We start from the raw sequence: 20,519 nt of genomic DNA, 5'->3' as shown, positions 1-20,519 counted from the left end.
CTTTTTTGATCGTCTTGATATTCGGGCACTACCCCAACAACTGACTCAACGCCGCTCGCAGCTTTCCGGGTTTGACCGGTTTGTTCAGCAGCGGCGCGCCAAGTCGTTGCAAGGCGCGGCGACACTGATCGCTGCGGTCTGCGGTGATGATCACTGCGGGAATGGTGGCGGCGAAATGCTCGCGCAGGTGGCGAATCACGTCGCAGCCGATGACCCCATGGTCCAGGTGGAAATCCGCCAGAATCAATTCCGGCGCCCGCCCCTGCAAGGCCAGCAGCGCACCGCTTTCGTCGGTTGCCGTCACCACCTCGCAGCCCCACTGGCCGAGCAATGCGCTCATGCTCTCGAGGATGCTCACTTCGTTATCCAGCACCAGCAGACGACGGCCCGGCAAAGGGTTGCCGGTGCTCGGCTGCGGCACCGCCTGATGGATGGGCAGCGGCACTTGCTCGCCGATCGGCACCTGAATGCTGAACATCGAACCGCGTCCCGGCAACGAGCGGACCTCGACTTTGTGTTCGAGAATTCTCGCGATACGCTCGACGATAGCCAGCCCCAACCCGACGCCCTTGCGGTCAGCCGCACGTCCGACGTCCAACTGGTTGAACTCCAGGAAGATCGAGTCCAGGCGGTCGGCCGGAATACCGCGACCAGTGTCCCAGACTTCCAGGCGCAGGTTCTTGCCACGCCGCCGGGCACCCAGCAGGATGCTGCCCTGCTCGGTATAGCGACAGGCATTGCTGAGCAAGTTACGGATGATCCGCGACATCAGCCGCAGGTCGGTGTGGATGGCAAAATTGCCCATGTGTACCCGCAGGTTCAATCCGGCCGCTCCGGCCACCGACTGGAACTCCGAGACCAACGGGCCCAGCAGTTCATCGAGGCGATACAGGGCGATGTCCGGCTTGACCGCGGCCTGATCGAGGCGGGAAATATCCAACAGATCGGTGAGCAGGTCTTCGGCACCTTCCAGCGCCTGGTGGGTGCGTTCGACCAACACCTGTTCAACACTGGGCAACGGGCGTTCGCGTAAAGTGGAGATCAGCAAGCGCGCCGCATTCAGCGGTTGCAGCAAGTCGTGGCTGGCGGCGGCGAGATATTTGTCCTTGCTGTTATTGGCCGCCTGCGCCGCATCCCGGGCATCGCGCAAGGCCTGTTCGACCTGTTCGCGCTGGGCGATTTGCTGTTGCAGGTTGCGGTTGGCTTCGAGCAATTCATCGGTGCGCGCAGTGACCCGTTGTTCCAGCTCATCGTTGAGCGTCTGCAAGCGTTGCTGGGCCAGTTTGCGCTCGGTGATATCGGCGACGAAACCTTCCACCAGGCCCTCCTGATCCGGCTTGAGCAGCAGGTTCATCAACACATCGATGTGGCTGCCGTCCTTGCGTCGCAGCTGGGTTTCATAACCCAGCAGGCTGCGTTGAGCTTGCAGGGTCTCAGCGATGTCCTGCACTTCCTGCGCATCGCCGACGAACAACTGGCTTGCCAGATCGGCTCGGGAGAACAGCACTTCCTGAGGCGTCTCGTAACCCAGCATGTGCGCCAGCGCCGGGTTGGCGGCGAGCATGCCCTGTTGCAGGCTGGCCTGGAAAATTCCGTGGACAGCGTTTTCGAACAACCATTTGTAGCGGTTGCGTTCGGCTTCCAGCTCGTCGAGACGGGCCGCCAGCTCCGGGTAATGACTCTTGCGCGCCGAATGATTGCCCAGCCCCAGCAATCCGGTCAGCGCCCGTTGTTGCTCGTCAGAGGGCTTCGCCATAGACGACCTCGACATCACGCTGGCTCGACTCGCGGGGGTTGGTAAGAATGCACGGGTCATCCATCGCATGCTGGGACAGGAACGGAATGTCAGACGTGCCGACTCCGTGCAGTCCCAGGGTTTCGTGGAAGCCAATGGCGTGCTTCAGCGCGATCAGGTGCTCCACCAGGCGCCCACAGATCTGTCGATGATTGAGGCCGCGGCAGTCGATGCCGAAGGTCTCGGCAATCACTTTGAAACGCTCCGGTGCCGAGCTGTAATTGAACGCCACGACATGTTCCACCAGTACCGCGTTGCACAAGCCATGAGGCAGGTCGAGGAAACCGCCCAGGCTGTGCGACATGGCGTGCACCGCTCCGAGAATCGCGTTGGAGAACGCCAGGCCGGCCTGCATGCTGCCCAGCATGATCTTTTCGCGCAGGGCGATATCCGTCGGGTTGGCGATCATCTGTACCAGATTGCCGTTGATCAGCCGCATGGCCTCCAGCGCATGAGGGTCGGTCAACGGGCCGTGACCGGTGGAGACGAATGCCTCGATAGCGTGCACCAAGGCATCGATGCCAGTACAGGCCGACAGAAACGGGTCCATGCTCAGGGTGGTTTCCGGGTCAATCAGCGACACGTCCGGCACCACCGCCTTGCTGACGATGGAGAACTTCATCCGCTCCTGCTGGTTGGAAATGATCACGAACTGTGAAACATCCGCCGAGGTGCCAGCGGTGGTGGGGATCAGGATCAGCGGCGGGCTCGGTACGCGGATCATGTCCACGCCCTCGAACTCGAGAATGCTGCGACCGTGGGCAACGACAATACCGATGCCCTTGCCACAGTCCATGGGGCTGCCGCCGCCTACGGCGACGATCACATCGCAGTGGTTTTCACGGTAGATGTCGGCCCCCAGCATGACTTCTTCGACCCGCGGGTTGGGCGACACGGCGCTGTACAGGCAATAGTCGATGCCGAGGGCCTGCAGGCTGGCCTCGACATCGGCGACCCAACCGGCAGCGATCACGCCGGGGTCGCTGACCACCAATACCTTGCGCGCGCCGAAGGTCTTGGCATAGTTGCCGACGTTATGCCGGCAGCCGGCACCGAAGATGATTTCAGGCGAAACGAATTTACGCAGCTGGCTAAGATTCTGGCTCATTGGAAAGCCTGTTTTTATTGTTTTGGAAGGTAATAGCCAGCCTAAAGCATCCCGCTGCGAATGCAATCAGACCAAAGGGTAGCCTGCGTTTCAGCCGCGAAAGATCAACTGCGACGCCTTCTCGTTGCGCAAGGTCAGCTGCTCGATCCCCTGCCCCGGCGCTTCGGCTTGCCGGCGGGCCTCGAGGATCTTGCCATGGTGCGGTGACTTGCTGCACACCGGGTCCGCATTGGCGGCATCGCCGGTGAGCATGAATGCCTGGCAACGGCAGCCACCCAGGTCCTGGTGTTTTTCATCGCAGGAACGACAGGGCTCGGTCATCCACTCATCGCCGCGAAAGCGATTGAAACCGAAGGAGTCGTTCCAGATGTGCTCGATGCTGTGGTCACGCACATTGGGAAACTGCACCGGCAACTGCCGGGCGCTGTGGCACGGCAACGCGGTGCCGTCCGGGGTGATATCGAGAAACAGGTTGGCCCAGCCGTTCATGCAGGTCTTGGGGCGTTCTTCATAGTAATCCGGGGTGACGAAGATCAGCTTGCAGGGGTGACCCTGCTGCTCCAGACGCTGGCGATACTCATTGGTAATGCGTTCGGCACGCTGCAACTGCTCACGGGTCGGCAACAGGCCGACGCGGTTGAGTTCGGCCCAACCGTAGAACTGGCAGGTGGCCAACTCGACGAAATCCGCCTCCAGCTCCAGGCACAGCTCGATGATCTGTCCGATCTGGTCGATGTTGTGCCGATGGGTGACGAAGTTCAGCACCATCGGATAGCCCTGGGCCTTCACCGCCCGGGCCATCGCCAGCTTCTGGGCGAATGCCTTGCGCGAGCCGGCGAGCATGTTGTTGACCGCCTCGTCGGCGGCCTGGAAGCTGATCTGGATATGGTCCAGTCCGGCCTCCTTGAACTGCCGGACCTTGCGCGTGGTCAGGCCGATCCCCGAGGTGATGAGGTTGGTGTAATAGCCCATGTCCCGGGCGGCCTTGATCAGCTCGGCCAGGTCCTGGCGTACCAGCGGTTCGCCACCGGAAAATCCCAGCTGCGCAGCGCCCATGTCCCGTGCCTCGCGGAACACGCGGATCCACTCGGCGGTGCTCAATTCCTCACCGTGCCGGGCGAAGTCCAGGGGGTTGGAACAATACGGGCACTGCAACGGGCAGCGATAAGTCAGTTCCGCCAGCAGCCACAGCGGCGGACCCGGACGCGGGTCATTCGATCCAGTATTGAGCATGGGCCACCTCCAGGAACGCCAGCACATCTTCATCGATCCCCGGCACCTCGGGGAAACGCGCCGACAGCAGCTCGATGATCGACGCCACATTGCGCTGACCGTCCACCAGGCTGAGGATCTCGCCGGCACTGCGATTGAGTTTGATCATGCCTTCCGGGTAGAGCAGCACATGGCAATCCTGACGTGCTTCCCATTGCAGGCGAAAGCCACGGCGCAGTGCCGGTTGCAGGTGACGTTCGATGCCGCTCACAGGACAATCCCCCGATGCCAGACTGCCTCGCGGGTGACGCTGTGATACGGCGGACGTTCCAGTTCATAGGCCATGCTCATGGCATCAAGCATGCTCCACAGTACGTCGAGCTTGAACTGCAGAATCTCCAGCATCCGCTGCTGCCCCTCGCGCGTAACGTAATGCGCCAGGGTAATGCGCAAGCCATGTTCGACATCACGCCGCGCCTGACTCAGGCGTGTGCGGAAATACTCGTAGCCGGCAGGGTCGATCCACGGGTAGTGCTGCGGCCAGGCGTCGAGTCGGGATTGATGGATCTGCGGTGCAAAGAGCTCAGTGAGCGAACTGCTGGCGGCCTCCTGCCAACAGGCGCGGCGGGCGAAGTTGACGTAGGCATCCACCGCAAAGCGCACCCCCGGCAGGACCATTTCCTGGGACAGCATCCGCTCACGCGCAATGCCCACCGCCTCCCCCAGCCGCAGCCAGGCCTCGATTCCGCCTTCGCTGCCGGGCACGCCGTCGTGATCGACCAGGCGTTGCAGCCACTCCCGACGCACCTCGCGATCCGGGCAGTTGGCCAGAATAGCCGCGTCCTTGAGCGGGATGTTGAGCTGATAATAAAAACGATTGGCGACCCAGCCCTGGATCTGTTCGCGGGTGGCCCGGCCTTCGTACATCGCCTGATGGAACGGATGGTGAATGTGGTAATAGGCGCCCTTGGCGCGCAGTGCCTGTTCGAACTCGGCGGGAGCCAGTGGTGTGTCAGTCATTTCGGTTCTCCGGGGAATAACCGTTGGATTCTGTGGTGTTTGCTCTGGCCTCATCGCGGGCAAGCCTTGCTCCTACAGTATTGCGTCGCACGCCATTTGCGCGCTCGCCAAAGGTCTCGTAGGAGCAAGGCTTGCCCGCGATAGACCGCGCAGCGGTCTCCGCTCTTACAGCTCGATGCTCATGCCGTCATAGGCCACTTCAACGTTGCGCCGTGCCAGTTCGGCGCGTTCGGCCGAGTCTTCGTCGAGGATCGGGTTGGTGTTATTGATGTGGATGAGAATCTTGCGTTGACGGGGAAATCCCTCCAGCACGTCGAGCATGCCGCCGGGACCGCTTTGCGCCAGGTGGCCCATCTCGCTGCCCAGACTCTGGCCGACCTCGCACAGGCGCATTTCATCGTCGCGCCACAGCGTGCCGTCAAGCAGCAGGCAGTCGGCGCGCTGCATCCAGCCCAGCACCTCGGCATCGACCTCGCCCAGGCCTGGGGCATAGAACAGGCTCGCGCCGCTGCGCAGGTCCTCGATGAACAGGCCGATGGTGTCGCCCGGTTGCGGGTTGCCGCGATTGGGCGAATACGGTGGCGCGTTGCTGCGCAACGGGATCGCCCGCCATTGCAGATGCGCGCAGGCCGCGATAGGGAATGGCTGACTGTCCAGCCCGATGGGCTGCCACTGCAAACCACCGTTCCAGTGGCTGAGCATGTTGAACAAGGGGAAACCGCTGCTCAGGTCCTGATGGACCCGCTCGGTGCACCAGACCTGATGCGGGCAGCCTTCGCGCAGACTGAGCAGACCGGTGCAATGGTCGATCTGGCTGTCGAGCAACACGACCCCGGCAATCGCCGTATCACGCAAGCGACGCGCCGGTTGCAGGGGCGCGAAGCTCTCGAGCTGGGTGCGGATATCCGGTGAGGCATTGCACAAGACCCAGTCCACGCCATTGTCACTCAAGGCAATCGACGACTGGGTGCGACGCTGTGCCCTCAGGCGGCCATTACGCACGCCGCTGCACTGGCGACAATTGCAGTTCCATTGCGGAAAACCACCGCCGGCGGCGGAACCAAGAATGCGGATATGCATGGACAGTGCTCCCGACAAGAGGCCCGGCCACCGCGCGGATGGCCGGACGGAACATCAACGATTGGCGAAATACATCGTCACTTCGAAGCCAATACGCAGGTCGGTAAACGCGGGTTTAGTCCACATGGGTCAATCCTCTTCTTGTGCCGGTGCATTCCGGTAGAGGCATTAATACACGCGAGGACTGACGCCCGAATGCTACTTTCGAAGGAGGTGGTGGGGTGCCTTGGTAGGGGGTACACAAGGCAGAGCCAAGACGGCTAAACGCGAAAATCAAAAGATCGCTGGCTGCGCCAGCTCCTACATCGCGGGAGTACATCCCGAGTCTTTAGGAGCTGCCGCAAGGCTGCGATCTTTTGGCCCGAACCTGTGGCAGCGTCTACGAGCGGTTGACGTTGCAGGTCAGAAGAAACCCAGCGGGTTGATGTCGTAGCTCACCAGCAGGTTCTTGGTCTGTTGGTAGTGGTCGAGCATCATTTTGTGGGTCTCACGGCCAACGCCGGACTTCTTGTAGCCACCAAACGCCGCGTGCGCCGGGTACAGGTGGTAGCAGTTGGTCCAGACGCGACCGGCCTTGATTGCCCGACCCATGCGGTAGGCGCGGTTGATGTCGCGGGTCCACAGACCGGCACCGAGGCCGAACTCGCTGTCGTTGGCAATCGCCAGGGCTTCGGCTTCGTCCTTGAAGGTGGTGACACCCACCACCGGACCAAAAATTTCTTCCTGGAACACGCGCATTTTGTTGTGGCCCTTGAGCAGGGTCGGTTGGATGTAATAGCCGCTCGACAGGTCGCCTTCAAGACGTTCAGCCGCACCGCCGGTGAGCAGCTCGGCGCCCTCCTCCTGAGCGATTTTCAGGTACGAGAGGATCTTGTCGTATTGCTGCTCGGACGCCTGGGCGCCGACCATGGTCTCGGTGTCCAGCGGGTTGCCGCGCTTGATCTTGACGATCTTCTTCATGACCTCGGCCATGAACGGTTCGTAGATCGACTCTTGCACCAGCGCGCGGGACGGGCAGGTGCAGACTTCGCCCTGGTTGAAGAACGCCAGCACCAGGCCTTCAGCGGCTTTTTCGATGAACTGGGGCTCTGCCTGCATGATGTCGGCGAAGAAAATGTTCGGCGACTTGCCGCCCAGCTCCACGGTCGACGGGATGATGTTCTCGGCGGCGCATTTCATGATGTGCGAACCGACCGGGGTGGAACCGGTGAAGGCAATCTTGGCGATACGCTTACTGGTGGCCAGGGCCTCGCCGGCTTCGCGACCAAAGCCCTGAACGATGTTCAGCACGCCCGGCGGCAGCAAGTCAGCGATCAACTCGGCGAAGACCATGATCGACAGCGGCGTCTGCTCGGCCGGTTTGAGGACGATGCAGTTACCGGCGGCCAGGGCCGGAGCGAGCTTCCAGGCGGCCATCAGCAGCGGGAAGTTCCACGGGATGATCTGCCCGACCACGCCCAGCGGTTCGTGGAAATGGTAGGCGGTGGTCAGTTCGTTGATCTCGGCGGCGCCACCTTCCTGGGCACGGATGCAGCCGGCGAAGTAGCGGAAATGGTCTGCCGCCAACGGTACATCGGCGTTGAGGGTTTCACGCACAGCCTTGCCGTTGTCCCAGGTTTCGGTCACCGCAAGCACTTCGAGGTTCTGTTCGATGCGGTCGGCGATTTTCAGCAGCACCAGCGAGCGATCCTGAGCCGAGGTCTTGCCCCAGGCATCGGCCGCTGCATGGGCGGCGTCCAGGGCCTTGTCGATGTCTTCGGCGGTGGAGCGCGGGAACTCGGCGATCGGCTGGCCGTTGACCGGTGAAGTCGTGGTGAAGTACTGGCCTTTGACCGGGGCGACAAACTCACCGCCGATGAAATTGCCGTAGCGTGCCTTGAAGGAAACGACGGCGCCGGGTGTTCCGGGTTGAGCGTAAATCATGATAAACCTCTGCTGGGTCGAGGCCTGTCGGTCAACAGGCGATAGACCGATAGTAGAGAGCCCCACAGCCCGGACGAATGCGCCGTTGGCAGGGGGACTCTCGTCATTTGGTCGTAGTTTTGCCTTGAGGGTATTCAGGCCCCTCCAGGCTCAGATCAATGCTTGGCCACCAGGTCCTTGGGCAGTTTGAAGGTCCAGAGCATGCCGCCCTGGTTGAAGTCCTTGACCCGCTTGGCCACTTCGCCACCCCACAACGGGACAGCACCGCCCCAGCCGGACAGCACCGAGACGTACTGCTCGCCATCCATCTCCCAGGTAATCGGCGAGCCGAGCACGCCGGAGCCGGTCTGGAACTCCCAGACCTTTTCCCCGGTCTTGGCGTTGAAGGCCTGCAGGAAGCCTTCCGGTGTACCGGTAAACACCAGGTTGCCCTTTGTGGTCAGCACCCCGCCCCAGAGCGGCGCGTAGTTTTTGTGCCGCCAGACTTCCTTGCCGGTTTTCGGGTCAATGGCGCGCAGCACGCCGATGTAGTCTTCGTTCAACGGTTTGATGGTGAAGCCGGCGCCCAGGAATGCCGCGCCTTTCTTGTAGGCGATGCCTTCGTTCCAGATGTCCATGCCCCATTCGTTGGACGGTACGTAGAACAGTCCGGTGTCCTGGTTGTAGGCCATCGGCATCCAGTTTTTTGCACCGAGGAATGCCGGTGCGACAAACACCGAACTGCCTTTTTCTTCAGTGCCCGGCGCGCCCGGGCGGCTGGCTTCGTTGTAGATAGGCCGGCCATCCTTGTCGAGGCCGCTGGCCCAGGTGATCTTGTCGACAAACGGGAAGCCACGGATGAACTTGCCGTTGGTGCGGTCGAGCACGTAGAAGAAGCCGTTGCGGTCAGCGGTGGCCGCTGCCTTGATCTCCTTGCCGCCGTCCTTGTAATTGAACGAGATCAGCTCGTTGACGCCGTCAAAGTCCCAGCCATCGTGCGGAGTGCTCTGGAAGTGCCACTTGATGGTGCCGTCGTCCGGGTTCAGCGCCAGACGCGATGAGGAATAGAGGTTGTCGCCAGGGCGCAAGTGGGAGTTCCACGGTGCCGGGTTGCCGGTACCGAACAACAGCAGATTGGTTTCCGGGTCGTAGTAGCCGCCGAGCCAGGGCGCGGCACCGCCGGTTTTCCAGAGGTCACCCGGCCAGGTCTTGCCGGCTTCTCCTCCGGAGATGCCGTTCTCGACCGCCTTGCCATCCTTGTAGACGTACCCCATGTGCCCTTCGACCGTTGGCCGGGTCCACAGCAGGTCACCGTTTTTCGGGTTGTAGGCTTCGATCTTGCCCACCACCCCGAACTCGCCGCCGGCCACGCCGGTGATCAGCTTGCCGTTGATCACCAGCGGTGCGGCGCTGATGGAGTAGCCTTCCTTATGGTCGGCCACTTTCTTGCTCCAGACCACTTTGCCGGTGTCCTTGTTCAGGGCCACGAGCTTGGCGTCCAGGGTGCCGAAAATCACCAGATCGTCGTACAGCGCCACACCACGGTTGATCACGTCGCAGCACGGGCGGATGTCGTCCGGCAGGCGTGCATCGTACTGCCAGAGTTTCTTGCCGGTGTGGGCATCCACCGCAAACACCCGCGAGTAGGATCCGGTCATGTACATCACGCCATCCTTGACCATCGGCTGCGCCTGCTGACCGCGCTGCTTTTCACCGCCGAACGAAAAGGCCCAGACCGGGCGCAGTTCCTTCACGTTATTGACATTGAGGATGTCCAGCGGACTGTAACGCTGGCCCTGGACGCCGAGGCCGTTGGTGACGACCTGCCCGGGGTTTTTCGGATCCTGGAGAATGTCCTGATCGGTGACGGCGGCCAGGGCCGAGCCGGACAGCAACATGGCACTGAGCAGCACACTGAGGGCGAAGGGTTGACGACGTACGGGGTGGGTCATGACGGCTACCTCTGCGGTTATTGTTGTACCCGGAAACTTCTCCGGTCTGACGCAGATTCTTGGGCGCCGCCGCCGACGCAACAATTGCCCGCAGTGCGGAGATTGCTAGTTCCTTAGTACATATCGAGGATGAGGGGAGCGCGAGTGCCGGTACTGCCAGCGCTCGCCAGCGCTCGCCAGCAGCGCAACAGCCGGCACAACGGCTATTGGTACATGTCGGGCACGTCATAGCGCAGGCCATAGCTGGCATAAATTGCCTTCAGCGTGCCGTCGCGGATCAAGCCTTCCAGCGCTTCCTCTACCGCATAGGCCAGCTGACGGTTGCTTTCATGCACCGCCATGCCGATCTCCCAGAGCTGCTTGCCCATGTTCGGGTAGGCGTTTTCTGCCAGCGCCAATTGCGGATCGGCCGCCTCGTGCACCTGCCAGTCGATCTCGCCGCGCATCGCCATCACCGCATCGACCTCGCCGGCCTTCATGGCAGCAAAGGCCTGGGGTACGCCCGGATAGTGGTGAGTACTGGCCCTGAGCATGCCGTTGAACACCGAGGTCAGGTAGAACGACGGCACACTGTCGACCTCAACCCCGATGGGGTGATGCTCGAACACCGCAACGCTGCCTACCGACTCCAGTCGACGGCGGTCGTAAGCGACTTGCCACTGCTCGTTCTGGTAAGGCCCGAACATCACCACATGGCCGTTCTCCAGCTCACCGAGTTCGTTGCGCTTTTGCGAGTAGTCACGGTCATACGGTACGCGCATCATCAGGTCGGCCAACTGCTGGTTGCGCAGTTGGCTGCCGCGCCAGATGTAGTCGCGCAAATCGTCGTCGAGCTTTTCTCCCGGCGGTGCCCAGATCAGCGTGAGACGGACACCGAGCGCCTTGGCCAGCGCCCGGGCCAGTTCAACATCGACCCCTCGTGGCGTGCCCGCGTCTTCGAAGCTGTAGGGGGCGAAATCCTTGTAGACCGCGACCTTGAGCTCCCCTTCGGCGATCATTTGGTCAAAGGTGCGGACCTGCGCCTGCACCGCCTGGGAACACAACAACACTGCACTGATGAACACCGCGAGCAGGCGCATGGGTCATTGCTCGACATGCACGCTGTCGAGGTAGGTGCGCACCGCCCACAGCGCTTCCTGGCTCAGGTAGTCGGCCATCTTCGGCATGTAGACCCGACCGTCGCGCACCGCACCATTACGGACACGCTGGACGAACCATTCATCACCCGCTTCGCCGACATCCAGCAGGCGCAGGTCAGGGGCAATACCGCCGGACTTGGCTTCCAGGCCGTGGCAGGCGGCACAGTTCTGGTTGTAGGCCGAAGAGCCGATTTCCAGAGCCTTGTCATGTTCAGGGGAGGATCGATAGGGATTCGCCGCTGCCCAGCCATCGGCATCGACCTGCACGCCGGCATCCTTGATCGGGGTCAGGCCCTTGGTTTCCACTGCCTGGGGGACCACGTTGCCATGGGCCCAGGTCGCACCGGCACCGAACAGACCGGTCAGCAGCCCTGCAACCAGCAAGGCGTTGCGTTTTGTTGTCATTGTTTTGCCCTCAAGATTGCACGCACTACCTCTCTACAGAGGCTACGGGCTCATCTTAGGAACAGCGCGGCACGATCCGAATGCTGCTTTGGTGGCCGCCCGCTCATCCCTTGGTAGTAGGGCTTGTGGCGAAACGCTGGGCGATTGGCGACGTGCGCGCCTAATACCCTGGGGTCATGGGGACCACCAGCACGGCGACAGGGCGGGCTCCGTGCAATTTGTCGACGCCGATCAGGCTCAGGATCAGCAGCAACGGCAGGAGCAATGCTTTAAGAATTCGCATGACCGTTGTGCTCTGGATGGGTGGCTGTTACCCATGCTAAAACCGCGCCGCACGCGGCAAGTTACGACCTTGGTACTGGCTCACTGGTACTTTCTGCATATTTCGCTGCCCTCCCGGACTTCCTATGCTGGCGCCATACGAAGTGGAGTGCCCTATGCGCCAGCTTATTGGTTACGCCCTGTTCTATTTGTTGGCGATTGCCTGCTCCGCGTTGCTGGCCACCCAGAGCCAGGCGGACGACAACCCGTTGCAAGTGCGCATCGGCTACCTGGGTTATCGCCCCGATCCCGGACCAGTGCTTTCCACTGTCATTCCCGAACCCACCGATGCGGGGCTGCGAGGTGCCGAGTTGGCAATCATCGACAGCAACAGCACCGGGCGCTTTCTCAAACACGACTATCACCTGCAAAGCACCGTCGTCGACAATCCCGAAGCGTTGCTCGAAGCCGCCAGAGTCCAGCACGCTCAAGGCTTGCGATTGTTCGTGGTGAATGTGCCGCTGGACAGTCTGCGCCAGCTCAGCGCCGCCCTGCCCGACAGCCTGCTGTTCAATGCCGGCAGTGCCGATGACAGCCTGCGCAGCACCGACTGCCTGGCCAACGTGCTGCACAGTCTGCCCAGCCGGGCGATGTTGGCCGATGCACTGGTGCAGTTCATGGTGGTGCGCAAATGGCAGCGGGCGTTGTTGATCGTCGGTCAGACGCCCGCAGACCAGGCCTATGCCGCCGCTCTGCGACGAGCCATGAAACGCTTCGGGCTGAAGATCGTCGCCGAGAAACCCTGGACGTTCGACAATGACCAGCGGCGCAGCGCCCAGGCCGACATGCCCCTGTTCACCCAGACCGCCGAATACGACGTGGTGCTGGTCGCGGACGAGCGCGGCGACTTCGGTGAATACGTCCCCTACCAAACCTGGTACCCGCGCCCCGTGGCCGGCACCCAGGGACTGACCCCCACCGGCTGGCACCACACCGTGGAAACCTACGGGGCCGCCCAGTTGCAGAAACGCTTCGAAGCCCTGGCCGGACGCTATATGAACGACCGCGACTTCGCCGCCTGGGTCGCCGTGCGCAGCATCGCCAGCGCAGTCAGCAAACTGCGCCAGACCGACCCGGTCGCCATTCGCCAACTGGAACTCAGTGACCAGTTGCCACTGGACGGTTTCAAGGGCCGCAAACTCAGCTATCGCCCATGGAACGGTCAGTTGCGCCAGCCGATCCCTATCGTCCAGCCGCGAGCGCTGGTCAGCACCGCGCCCGAGGACGGCTTTTTACACCCCACCAATGAAATGGACAGCCTGGGTTTCGACAAACCTGAAGTGAGTTGCCGCTATCCCTGATCACACCACCACAACAATAAGGAATCCGCCATGCGCCGCACCCTGCTCACTTGCGCCCTCCTGCTCGCCGCCGGGCAAGCCGTGGCGAGCACTGCCTGGGTCTCCAACGAGAAAGACAACAGCCTGAGCCTGATCGACATGCAGACGCTGCAAGTCACCGAGACCCTGCCCGTGGGCCAGCGTCCGCGCGGGCTGTTGCTGTCCCACGACAATAAATTGCTGTACATCTGCGCCAGCGACTCGGACCGGGTCCAGGTGATGGATGTGGCCACCCGCAAGATCATCAAGGAGCTGCCCTCCGGCAAGGACCCGGAGCAATTCGCCCTGCACCCCAACAACCGCTGGCTGTATGTCTCCAACGAGGACGATGCACTGGTGACGGTGATCGACACCGAAACCGCCAAGGTCCTGGGCCAGGTCAATGTCGGCGTCGAACCCGAAGGCATGGCGGTCAGCCCCGACGGCAAGTGGGCGGTCAACACCAGTGAAACCACGAACATGCTGCACTGGATCGACACCAGCACCCAGACCCTGACCGACAGCACCCTAGTGGATCAGCGGCCGCGTTTCGTCGAGTTCAATCGGGATGGCTCGCAACTCTGGGCTTCCGCCGAGATCGGCGGCACGGTGACCATTCTCGACGTGGCGACCCGCAAGATCCTCAAGACCCTGAAGTTCCAGATCAAGGGCGTGCACCCGGACAAAGTTCAGCCGGTGGGTGTCAAGCTCAGCGCCGACGGCAAGTACGCCTTCGTCGCACTGGGCCCGGCCAACCATGTAGCCGTCGTCGATGCAAAAACCTTCGAGATCCTCGACTACCTGTTGGTCGGGCGACGCGTCTGGCAGATGTCGTTTACCCCGGACCAGAGCCAGTTGCTGGCCACCAACGGGGTCAGCGGCGATGTTTCGGTGATCGATGTCAACAGTCTCAAGGTCATCAAATCGGTGAAGGTCGGACGCTACCCATGGGGCGTGGTGGTCACGCCATGAACGCCCTTGATGTCTGCGACGTGAGCTTCGCCTACGGCCCGCGCGAAGCACTGAAACAGGTCAGTTTCAGCCTGGCACCCGGGCGTTTCGCGGCATTGCTGGGGCCCAACGGCGCGGGCAAGTCAACGCTGATCGCCCTGCTCACCCGGCTCTATGACCTGCAACGCGGGGATATTCGAGTCGGCGGTTGCTCGTTGCGCAACGCCGCGCGCCCGGCCTTGCGCCAATTGGGGGTGGTGTTCCAGCAAAGCACTCTGGACCTGGACCTGAGCATCGAACAGAACCTGCGCTATCACGCCGCGTTGCAGGGCTTGTCGCGCGGCCAGAGCCAGCGGCGGGTCGATGCCGAACTGGCGCGCCAAAGCCTGAGCGAGCGACGGCACGAACGGGTTCGTGAACTCAATGGCGGGCATCGCCGGCGGGTGGAAATTGCCCGCGCCCTGCTCCACGAACCGCGCTTGCTGCTACTGGATGAAGCCAGTGCCGGCCTCGACCCGGCCAGCCGCCTGGCGCTCAATCGGCACATTCGCACGCTGTGTCACGAACAACAGATCAGTGCGCTCTGGACCACCCACCTGCTGGACGAAGTGCACCCCAACGATGACCTGCTGATCCTCCATCAGGGCCGGCTGGTCGCCAGCGGACAGGCGGACGCGCTGAGCCGGGAGCACGGCGGCGACCTTGATACCGCTTTCGCCCGCCTCACCCCTTCACCCGGCCTTGCGGCCACTACCGGAGTCAGCTCCCGATGAACGCATACTGGCGGTGTTTCAGCGGCATCGTGTTGCGCGAATGGCTGCGCTTCGTGTTGCAGCGCACGCGTTTTCTCAGCGCCCTGGTGCGCCCGCTACTGTGGCTGCTGGTGTTCGCCGCAGGTTTTCGCGCCGCCCTGGGTATCGCGATTATCGAACCCTACGACACCTACATTCCCTATGAGGTGTACATCATCCCGGGCCTGGCCTGCATGATCCTGCTGTTCAACGGTATGCAGGGCTCGCTGTCGATGGTCTACGACCGGGAGATGGGCAGCATGCGGGTGCTGCTGACCAGCCCTCTGCCGCGAGCCTTTCTGCTGGGCAGCAAACTAGTGGCCACCTCGTTGATTTCCCTGTTGCAGGTTTATGCTTTCCTCGCCATCGCCTGGCTGTACGGCGTGCAACCACCGGCGGCGGGACTGCTGCTGGCGTTACCGGTGTTGCTGCTGGTGGCCCTGATGCTCAGTGCCTTGGGGCTGCTGCTGTCCAACGCGATTCGCCAGTTGGAGAACTTTGCCGGGGTGATGAATTTCGTGATCTTCCCGCTGTTTTTCCTGTCATCGGCCCTGTACCCGTTGTGGAAGATGCTCGAGGCCAGTCAGTGGTTATACTGGCTCTGTGCCCTGAACCCATTTACCCACGCGGTGGAGCTGGTGCGTTTTGCCCTGTACGAACGCCTCAATCTACTGGCATTGGTGGTGTGCCTGGGGCTGACCCTGCTGTTCAGCGCGCTTGCGGTGCTGACTTTCAATCCCCAGCACGCAGCGCTACGCAAGGCCGGATAACCCGCCTCCTACTTTAGTACTGGTTTTCTTATCTATGGTCGCATTCACAAAGCACCGTCCCTGGCATGTAATGGGCCCATGACAAACAGGATGAGAGCCTGTGCCGAGTGCCTTGCGTCGCCGGCAGCGCCTTTCCCTGACGCCATAGCCTGAGAACCCTGCCCCACCCTAATCACAATAACGAGGTGAAAGGCCATGTATAAAATTCTGATTGCCGACGATCACCCGCTGTTTCGCGAAGCCATTCACAACGTTATCAGCGACGGCTTTCCGGGCAGCGAGGTGATGGAGACCGCCGACCTCGAGAGCGCCCTGACGCTGACCCGGCAGCACGACGACCTGGACCTGATCCTGCTGGATTTGAACATGCCCGGCATGCACGGCCTCAATGGCCTGATCAATCTGCGCAACGAGGCGCCGACCATTCCGGTGGTGATCGTCTCTGCCGAGCAGGACAAACAGGTGGTGCTGCAAGCCATCACCTATGGCGCCGTGGGCTTTATCACCAAGTCTTCGCCACGCTCGCAAATGACCGAGGCGATCGAGCAGATCCTCAACGGCAACGTCTACCTGCCGCCGGACATCATTCGCACGCAAAAAAGCGCCTTCACTCGACGCATGAGCGAAACCCCGAGCTTTCCTCCCGAATTGCTCCAGGCCCTGACCCGCAAGCAACTGCTGGTGCTCGAACGCATGACCAAGGGTGAATCGAACAAGCAGATTGCCTACACCCTGGACATCGCCGAAACCACGGTCAAGGCCCACGTCTCGGCGATCCTGCGCAAGCTCAACGTGCACAACCGGGTGCAAGCGATCCTCAGTGCCGGGGATATCGACTTCGGCGCTTATCTGCGGCGCTAGGTTCTTCTGGCGCGAGAGCAAAAGATCGCAGGCTGCGATCTTTTACGCTTCGATCGCGCCTCAAGGCTGTCCGAGCAGATGGCTCATCGCAGTCTTGAGTTTCATCGGCCGCACCGGTTTGTGCATCAGGGTGTGGCCGCGTTCGCGGATCTGTTGCTTGAGTTCGTTGCTGTAGTTGGCAGTGATCATCATCGCCGGTATCGGCAGGGCCCGTCGCGCGTTGATCCGCGCCACGGCATCGACACCGTTGCAGTCGTTATCCAGGTGATAGTCGGCAATCAGCAGGTCGGCTTCGGCATGGTAATTGTCCACCTGACGCGCCAGGTCCTCTTCCGATAATGCAGTGACCACCAGGCAGCCCCAGCCTTCGAGCAAGGTACGCATGCCGGCACAAATCGCAGCATCGTTGTCCAGCACCCACACCCGCGCACCGCGCAGGCGTTCGAGCATCGGCTCGCTGATCACCGGGCTCGGCTGAGCCTTGGGCGCGGTGGCGCTGAGAGGGACTTCGACGGCAAACATCGAGCCCTTGCCCGGCCACGAACGCACCCGAATCCGGTGGCCGAGGATGCCGGATATCTTCTCGACAATAGCCAACCCGAGGCCCAATCCGCGGTCCTGGTTCGGGCGCTGCACATCACCGCGTTTGAATTCCTGGAAAATCTCTTCCAGACGCTCCTCGGCGATCCCGATGCCGCTGTCCCAGACTTCGATCGACAGGTGCCGACAATGCCGTCGGCAGCCCAGCACTACCCGGCCGCCGGGGGTGTAGCGAATCGCATTGCTCAACAGGTTACGCAGGATCCGCGCCAAGAGCTGGATGTCGCTGCGCACCAGCGCCGAGCAGGCCACAAAGTGCAACTCAAGCCCTTCGCTGCGCGCCACCTGGGCATATTCGGTGGCCAGGTTGTCCATCAATTCGCTGAGGGCGAACGGCGCGACATCGGCCTTGATCACCCCGGCATCGAGCTTGGAAATATCCACCAATGTGCCCAGCAGATTCTCCACATCCTCCAGGGAATTGCTGACATTGCGCACCAGTGTCGCATTGGCTACCGGCTCGCGGCGCTCGAGCAGCGCACTGGTAAACAGCCGCGCCGCGTTCAACGGTTGCAGCAGATCGTGACTGACGGCAGCGAGGAATTTGGTTTTCGACAGGTTGGCCTGTTCGGCCTCCAGCTTGGCCTCGCGCAAGCGCGATTCGACCCGGCTGCGTTCGTCGATCTCGCGCAGCAACTGGTCATTCAGGGTGGTCAGTTCGGCTGTGCGCTCGCGCACCCGCAGCTCCAGATTCTGATAGGCCTGGTGCAGCGCCTGCGCCGTTCTGCGACGCTCGGTGATGTCGCGGATCAGCACAAAAATCCCCACCACCTCACCACTGGCCAGGCGGTTCGGGACATAGGAGCGCAGCATGTAGCGCTCCTGATTATTGATGTTGGTTTCGGCCACTTCAAAGGTCACGCTCTCGCCCGCCAAGGCCCGCGCCACATAGCTCTCCAGCCGCTGATAATGCTGTTCGCTATGCACCTCGCGCAGACTCTGGCCGAGCATCACGCCCCGTGGCCAGCAGTACCATTCTTCATAGACCTTGTTGGTGAACTCGTAGACCAGGTCGGCATTCAGATAGGCGATCAGCGCCGGCACATGGTCGGTGATCAGGCGAATCCAGCGCTCGCTCTCACTGAGGGCCTCGGCATGCTGATAGCGTTCAGTGATGTCGGTGAAGGTGTTGACGAAGCCGCCGGTGGGCAGCGGATGGGTGCGGATTTCCAGTACCCGTCCGTCGTAAAGGCGCTGCTCGCATTCGTGGATGATCCTTCCGTTATCGTCGCGACTGTCCGGCGTCAGCAGGCGCAACTCACTGTCGCCGATCACCTCGGCAAAGGGCCGGTGAGCGGCCACCGGCGCCAAGCCGCTGAGTTCGAGAAAGCGCCGGTTCCACAACTCCAGGATGCCCTCGGCGCTGACCATGGCCACCCCTTGGGACAGGTTGTCCACCGCTCGCTGCAACAGACGGGATTTTTGCGCGACAGCCTGTTCGCGGCGCACGGTTTCGCTGAGCTTGACCTCGGTGATGTCGGTAAACAGCATCACCCGCCCGCCTTCCCGGGTGGAGCGCTCGCTGACTTGCAGCCAACAACCGCTCTGCAGCCGATAGAGCAGTTGCTCGTCGGCATGGCCCCGCGGTTCTTCGTTGAACAGCCCGGTGGCGGTCATCAGTCGCTTGACCTCGGCCAGCCGCATGCCGGCAATGATCCGCACCTTGCTGTTGGCCCAGAACGCCTTGAATCGGCTGTTGAACAGCACAATGCGCTGGTCTTCGTCGAACAGCACGAAGGCATCGGAGATGCTCTCGATCGCGTCGATCAGATACCGGTGAGCGGTTTCGGCCCGCAGCCGGGCTTCGCTGAGCAAGTGATTGCCGGCCTTGAGTTCGGCCATGGCCTGGTTCAATGCATCGGTGCGCTCGCGGACCTGCTCGGCCAGCACCACCGAATGCTGAAAGGCCGAGTAAGGGTCATTGCCCCGCGTCACCCCGGACTCGATCCGCTCGATCAGCGCGTCATTGATGCGCTGTAACTTGCGGTTTTCATGCTGCAGTCGGGCGACCTGCTGCTGCAGTTCAACGGCTGACAGGGGTTCGGTTCCGGGCAATGGCAACTCCGGTGAAGGTTTGGTTGATGTGCATGCCATTGAACTGTTCTCCATAGGTGTTGAAACCCATCACCCGCTGCTCGCGCAAGAACGCGCCGATCTGTTCCAGGCCATCTCCGTCTTCCAGCTCCAGACGCCGGAGAAAACAATCGCAACCGATGGTCAGCAGCAGCTCGCCGAGACGCGCCTGCAAACCGTCGAACAGATGTTGCAGATTCGGCAGCATGGGGCCGGGGGTCATGGCGGTCAGCACGATGCCGTTCTCCACCGCACAATAAAAACTCAGGCTCAGGTCCGGATGAACCTGCTGGATCGCCCGGACGTAATACTGGTCGTGGATCCGCACCGCCAGCGGGTGGGCGGCGAATACCCGGTGATCGAGCTCGGCCACCGGCACACCGATGTGGCGCGCGTACTCTTCGGCGGCGGGCTCGGCGTTAAGCTCAAAGACCCGACGCTGGGCGCTGTCAGCGCCGGTCACCACCAGTTTCTCTTCGCGGGGCAGGATGTGATGGGTGGTGAACACTTCGAAATCCAGCCAGGTATTGACCAGCACCACCACCGCCGCGCCGCAATGGAATTCACCATCGAAATAGACGTGAGTGTGAGTCAGGTAATTGTCGTCGCCGGCTGAGCCACCGAAATGCGGAATGTCCCCCAGTGCCGCACTCAGGGCAGCCAGGACCATTTCCTCACGACTGGACAGGCCATCAAGCAGGGTCAGGGCGAAGCTGTTGCCCTTGATCGGCGCCAGGGTGTTGCTGCGACAGTCGCTGACCAGCCTCTCGACCATCCGTTGGGCGTCGATCAGGCTGAAGCGTTCCATTTCGTCGATCCGTTCGGTGGCGATGGAAAAGTGCCGATGATCAAAACCGACCGCTGTCACGCAATTGCGGCCATAGCCAAGGGGCGTGATTTCACCGGCGCTGGTGCAACCCACCAGGCGGATACCGCCGAAACTCTGCTCCAGGGCTTCGCCCAGCGCCTGCAAATCGTATTCGGCAGAACAGAAAAACAGCACGAAGCCCAAGTGCGGATGCAACAGCTGTCGCGCCAGTTCCTGGGCCACCAGCCGGGCATCGGTCGCCTGGGACATTGCACTGACGACACCCTCGTTCTGGGCCTGCTGCATCTTCGCCTCCTGCCGGTGCGCACTATGAGACCTGAGTGTACGAAGCCTGCCGGCTGCCACGAATGCTACTTGGGTAGGGGTTAGCCGCTTCCATGGGATGAAAAGG

The 20,519-nt window shown here is 61.8% G+C and carries 19 protein-coding genes; 5 read left to right on the top strand and 14 right to left on the bottom strand.

Annotation, left to right across the window (positions count from 1 at the left end):
• Positions 1 to 28: 28 nt before the first annotated feature.
• The 12 genes from AC3WK5_RS25090 to AC3WK5_RS25035 all read right to left on the bottom strand — a co-directional run bounded on the left by AC3WK5_RS25090 (position 29) and on the right by AC3WK5_RS25035 (position 11,896).
• Positions 29 to 1,756, bottom strand: coding sequence for a PAS domain-containing hybrid sensor histidine kinase/response regulator (locus AC3WK5_RS25090; protein ID WP_103317998.1), 1,728 nt, complete (start codon positions 1,754 to 1,756; stop codon positions 29 to 31).
• Positions 1,740 to 2,903: an alcohol dehydrogenase-like regulatory protein ErcA gene (gene ercA / locus AC3WK5_RS25085; RefSeq protein WP_103318000.1), complete on the bottom strand. Its 1,164-nt coding sequence runs from the start codon at positions 2,901 to 2,903 to the stop codon at positions 1,740 to 1,742. Before ercA ends, AC3WK5_RS25090 begins: the two co-directional genes overlap by 17 nt.
• A gap of 90 nt (positions 2,904 to 2,993) precedes the next feature.
• Complete coding sequence (gene pqqE / locus AC3WK5_RS25080) at positions 2,994 to 4,136, bottom strand: pyrroloquinoline quinone biosynthesis protein PqqE (protein ID WP_054596935.1); 1,143 nt, start codon at positions 4,134 to 4,136, stop codon at positions 2,994 to 2,996.
• On the bottom strand, positions 4,114 to 4,386 hold the full coding sequence (gene pqqD / locus AC3WK5_RS25075) for a pyrroloquinoline quinone biosynthesis peptide chaperone PqqD (protein WP_054596934.1): 273 nt from the start codon (positions 4,384 to 4,386) through the stop codon (positions 4,114 to 4,116). Before pqqD ends, pqqE begins: the two co-directional genes overlap by 23 nt.
• Positions 4,383 to 5,135, bottom strand: a complete 753-nt coding sequence (gene pqqC / locus AC3WK5_RS25070) for a pyrroloquinoline-quinone synthase PqqC (RefSeq protein ID WP_103318003.1) — start codon at positions 5,133 to 5,135, stop codon at positions 4,383 to 4,385. Before pqqC ends, pqqD begins: the two co-directional genes overlap by 4 nt.
• A 165-nt stretch (positions 5,136 to 5,300) precedes the next feature.
• Entirely contained in the window at positions 5,301 to 6,215 is a 915-nt protein-coding gene (gene pqqB, locus AC3WK5_RS25065; RefSeq protein ID WP_103318005.1) for a pyrroloquinoline quinone biosynthesis protein PqqB, read from the bottom strand.
• 54 nt (positions 6,216 to 6,269) lie between these two features.
• Positions 6,270 to 6,341: a pyrroloquinoline quinone precursor peptide PqqA gene (gene pqqA / locus AC3WK5_RS25060; protein ID WP_003253598.1), complete on the bottom strand. Its 72-nt coding sequence runs from the start codon at positions 6,339 to 6,341 to the stop codon at positions 6,270 to 6,272.
• Between the two features lie 276 nt (positions 6,342 to 6,617).
• The gene (gene exaC, locus AC3WK5_RS25055) at positions 6,618 to 8,138 is read right to left on the bottom strand and encodes an acetaldehyde dehydrogenase ExaC (protein ID WP_103318008.1); all 1,521 of its coding nucleotides are present in this window, start codon (positions 8,136 to 8,138) and stop codon (positions 6,618 to 6,620) included.
• Between the two features lie 155 nt (positions 8,139 to 8,293).
• Positions 8,294 to 10,069, bottom strand: a complete 1,776-nt coding sequence (locus AC3WK5_RS25050) for a PQQ-dependent methanol/ethanol family dehydrogenase (protein ID WP_103318009.1) — start codon at positions 10,067 to 10,069, stop codon at positions 8,294 to 8,296.
• Between the two features lie 203 nt (positions 10,070 to 10,272).
• Positions 10,273 to 11,148 (bottom strand): substrate-binding periplasmic protein, encoded by an 876-nt coding sequence (locus AC3WK5_RS25045; RefSeq protein ID WP_103318011.1) that lies wholly within the window; start codon positions 11,146 to 11,148, stop codon positions 10,273 to 10,275.
• Between the two features lie 3 nt (positions 11,149 to 11,151).
• Entirely contained in the window at positions 11,152 to 11,613 is a 462-nt protein-coding gene (gene pedF / locus AC3WK5_RS25040; protein WP_054596928.1) for a cytochrome c-550 PedF, read from the bottom strand.
• Between the two features lie 160 nt (positions 11,614 to 11,773).
• Positions 11,774 to 11,896 carry a hypothetical protein gene (locus AC3WK5_RS25035; RefSeq protein WP_256585257.1) on the bottom strand — a complete coding sequence of 41 codons (123 nt, stop codon included), beginning with the start codon at positions 11,894 to 11,896 and terminating at the stop codon, positions 11,774 to 11,776.
• A gap of 154 nt (positions 11,897 to 12,050) precedes the next feature.
• Between AC3WK5_RS25035 and AC3WK5_RS25030 the strand changes: the two genes are divergently transcribed.
• From AC3WK5_RS25030 to AC3WK5_RS25010, 5 genes are all read left to right on the top strand, one after another.
• Complete coding sequence (locus tag AC3WK5_RS25030; protein ID WP_103318013.1) at positions 12,051 to 13,235, top strand: ABC transporter substrate-binding protein; 1,185 nt, start codon at positions 12,051 to 12,053, stop codon at positions 13,233 to 13,235.
• A gap of 30 nt (positions 13,236 to 13,265) precedes the next feature.
• The gene (locus tag AC3WK5_RS25025; RefSeq protein WP_103318015.1) at positions 13,266 to 14,225 is read left to right on the top strand and encodes a YVTN family beta-propeller repeat protein; all 960 of its coding nucleotides are present in this window, start codon (positions 13,266 to 13,268) and stop codon (positions 14,223 to 14,225) included.
• The gene (locus tag AC3WK5_RS25020; protein WP_103318017.1) at positions 14,222 to 14,977 is read left to right on the top strand and encodes an ABC transporter ATP-binding protein; all 756 of its coding nucleotides are present in this window, start codon (positions 14,222 to 14,224) and stop codon (positions 14,975 to 14,977) included. Before AC3WK5_RS25025 ends, AC3WK5_RS25020 begins: the two co-directional genes overlap by 4 nt.
• Positions 14,974 to 15,765, top strand: coding sequence for an ABC transporter permease (locus tag AC3WK5_RS25015; RefSeq protein WP_103318019.1), 792 nt, complete (start codon positions 14,974 to 14,976; stop codon positions 15,763 to 15,765). Before AC3WK5_RS25020 ends, AC3WK5_RS25015 begins: the two co-directional genes overlap by 4 nt.
• Positions 15,766 to 15,960: 195 nt before the next feature.
• Positions 15,961 to 16,626 carry a response regulator transcription factor gene (locus AC3WK5_RS25010; RefSeq protein WP_054596923.1) on the top strand — a complete coding sequence of 222 codons (666 nt, stop codon included), beginning with the start codon at positions 15,961 to 15,963 and terminating at the stop codon, positions 16,624 to 16,626.
• Between the two features lie 60 nt (positions 16,627 to 16,686).
• Here the strand turns inward: AC3WK5_RS25010 and nahK are convergent, their stop codons facing one another.
• On the bottom strand, positions 16,687 to 19,320 hold the full coding sequence (gene nahK, locus AC3WK5_RS25005) for a hybrid sensor histidine kinase/response regulator NahK/ErcS' (RefSeq protein WP_371919141.1): 2,634 nt from the start codon (positions 19,318 to 19,320) through the stop codon (positions 16,687 to 16,689).
• Positions 19,250 to 20,413 (bottom strand): nitric oxide-sensing protein NosP, encoded by a 1,164-nt coding sequence (gene nosP, locus AC3WK5_RS25000; protein WP_103318023.1) that lies wholly within the window; start codon positions 20,411 to 20,413, stop codon positions 19,250 to 19,252. Before nosP ends, nahK begins: the two co-directional genes overlap by 71 nt.
• Positions 20,414 to 20,519 lie beyond the last annotated feature (106 nt).

The organism is Pseudomonas sp. FW306-02-D09B, assembly GCF_058782685.1.
This window is presented reverse-complemented; position numbering and strand designations above follow the sequence as displayed.

Coding starts and splice junctions, on each gene's coding strand:
- nosP (WP_103318023.1), bottom strand. CDS start 20,413: ATGCAGCAGGCCCAGAACGAGGGTGTCGTCAGTGCAATGTCCCAGGCG.
- nahK (WP_371919141.1), bottom strand. CDS start 19,320: ATGGCATGCACATCAACCAAACCTTCACCGGAGTTGCCATTGCCCGGA.
- AC3WK5_RS25015 (WP_103318019.1), top strand. CDS start 14,974: ATGAACGCATACTGGCGGTGTTTCAGCGGCATCGTGTTGCGCGAATGG.
- AC3WK5_RS25020 (WP_103318017.1), top strand. CDS start 14,222: ATGAACGCCCTTGATGTCTGCGACGTGAGCTTCGCCTACGGCCCGCGC.
- AC3WK5_RS25035 (WP_256585257.1), bottom strand. CDS start 11,896: ATGCGAATTCTTAAAGCATTGCTCCTGCCGTTGCTGCTGATCCTGAGC.
- AC3WK5_RS25025 (WP_103318015.1), top strand. CDS start 13,266: ATGCGCCGCACCCTGCTCACTTGCGCCCTCCTGCTCGCCGCCGGGCAA.
- AC3WK5_RS25090 (WP_103317998.1), bottom strand. CDS start 1,756: ATGGCGAAGCCCTCTGACGAGCAACAACGGGCGCTGACCGGATTGCTG.
- AC3WK5_RS25045 (WP_103318011.1), bottom strand. CDS start 11,148: ATGCGCCTGCTCGCGGTGTTCATCAGTGCAGTGTTGTTGTGTTCCCAG.
- AC3WK5_RS25050 (WP_103318009.1), bottom strand. CDS start 10,069: ATGACCCACCCCGTACGTCGTCAACCCTTCGCCCTCAGTGTGCTGCTC.
- pedF (WP_054596928.1), bottom strand. CDS start 11,613: ATGACAACAAAACGCAACGCCTTGCTGGTTGCAGGGCTGCTGACCGGT.
- ercA (WP_103318000.1), bottom strand. CDS start 2,903: ATGAGCCAGAATCTTAGCCAGCTGCGTAAATTCGTTTCGCCTGAAATC.
- AC3WK5_RS25010 (WP_054596923.1), top strand. CDS start 15,961: ATGTATAAAATTCTGATTGCCGACGATCACCCGCTGTTTCGCGAAGCC.
- AC3WK5_RS25030 (WP_103318013.1), top strand. CDS start 12,051: ATGCGCCAGCTTATTGGTTACGCCCTGTTCTATTTGTTGGCGATTGCC.
- pqqE (WP_054596935.1), bottom strand. CDS start 4,136: ATGCTCAATACTGGATCGAATGACCCGCGTCCGGGTCCGCCGCTGTGG.
- pqqB (WP_103318005.1), bottom strand. CDS start 6,215: ATGCATATCCGCATTCTTGGTTCCGCCGCCGGCGGTGGTTTTCCGCAA.
- exaC (WP_103318008.1), bottom strand. CDS start 8,138: ATGATTTACGCTCAACCCGGAACACCCGGCGCCGTCGTTTCCTTCAAG.
- pqqC (WP_103318003.1), bottom strand. CDS start 5,135: ATGACTGACACACCACTGGCTCCCGCCGAGTTCGAACAGGCACTGCGC.